Genomic DNA, 1,013 nt, shown 5'->3' with positions numbered 1-1,013 from the left:
GCTTGGTATAATCCCGGGGCTGAGTATAGCGTAGCCGATTCATAACCCGAATGCGATACGAATTTAACACTCGGTTTAAGAGCTGAACGATATGGAAGCGGTCAATAATGACATGGGCATTCGGGAATAACCGCGGTAAAAAGTCTCGATAAGGGGAATACATGTCCATGGTGATGGTTTTCACCTGCCGCCGTTCTTCCAGTGAGAACCGTAAGAAATAATCCCTTAAATACCCTTGAGTTCGGTCTTCAAGGATATCCACCATTTGATGTGTCGCGTTATCCATTAACACACACGACATTGCCCTGGGCACATTTTTAACCGATTTAAATTCATCGATCGCCAAGTGGGACGGTAAGCGGCTAGGCTTAGGATTTAGGTTGTCCCCATAGGTTATTAATTGACGGATGACCGTTGTAGTTGAAACATTCAGGTGTTGGGCGATGAAGGTCATGGACTGCATCTGAGCTAATTCTTCAATGATGACATACTTCACCGCATTAGAAATAAAACAATGCCGACGAGTTAAGGGAGTGACGGCCACTGTGGTCCGACGGCAATGTTTACACAAATAGCGTTGTTTCTTTAACTTTAAATAGACAGGTTGAAAGTTGTATTGTCCCAATAAAACAACGGAATTCATCGTACCGTTTCGAATGATATCGTGACTACTTTGATTTAGACAGCCACAATGAGAACAGGCTTGAGGCAGATGATCGAGATGCCCCGTCACCGTGAGGACTTTTCGATGGGACCCCTTCATGTCAAGGGAAGCCGATTGAGCCGATGGACGAAATTGTTGAACATCTCCATAGGATTCTTCTTGTAAACCATGCGTTAATTTAATGTGAGGGTCTTTAATTCCTAGTAAAAGAGCGGTAGAATGTAAGTAAGCCATGTCGATTTCCTTTCTTATGTGTTTGGTCGTACTTACATCATAACGGAAATCACTGGCTTTTTGTGTATACAAAAATAGTGCTGGTGATTTCTCACCAACACTAAAAATTATAGAA

1 protein-coding gene is annotated in these 1,013 nt (G+C 42.7%); it reads right to left on the bottom strand.

Annotated elements, in window-relative coordinates; genetic code table 11:
• A partial coding sequence (locus tag HW423_RS10945; protein WP_218931900.1) for an ISL3 family transposase occupies positions 1-898 on the bottom strand: 898 nt, incomplete at its 3' end.
• Positions 899-1,013 lie beyond the last annotated feature (115 nt).

Origin of the sequence: Ruoffia halotolerans (genome assembly GCF_014049385.1) — a bacterium.
Classification (GTDB): domain Bacteria; phylum Bacillota; class Bacilli; order Lactobacillales; family Aerococcaceae; genus Ruoffia; species Ruoffia halotolerans.
This window is presented reverse-complemented; position numbering and strand designations above follow the sequence as displayed.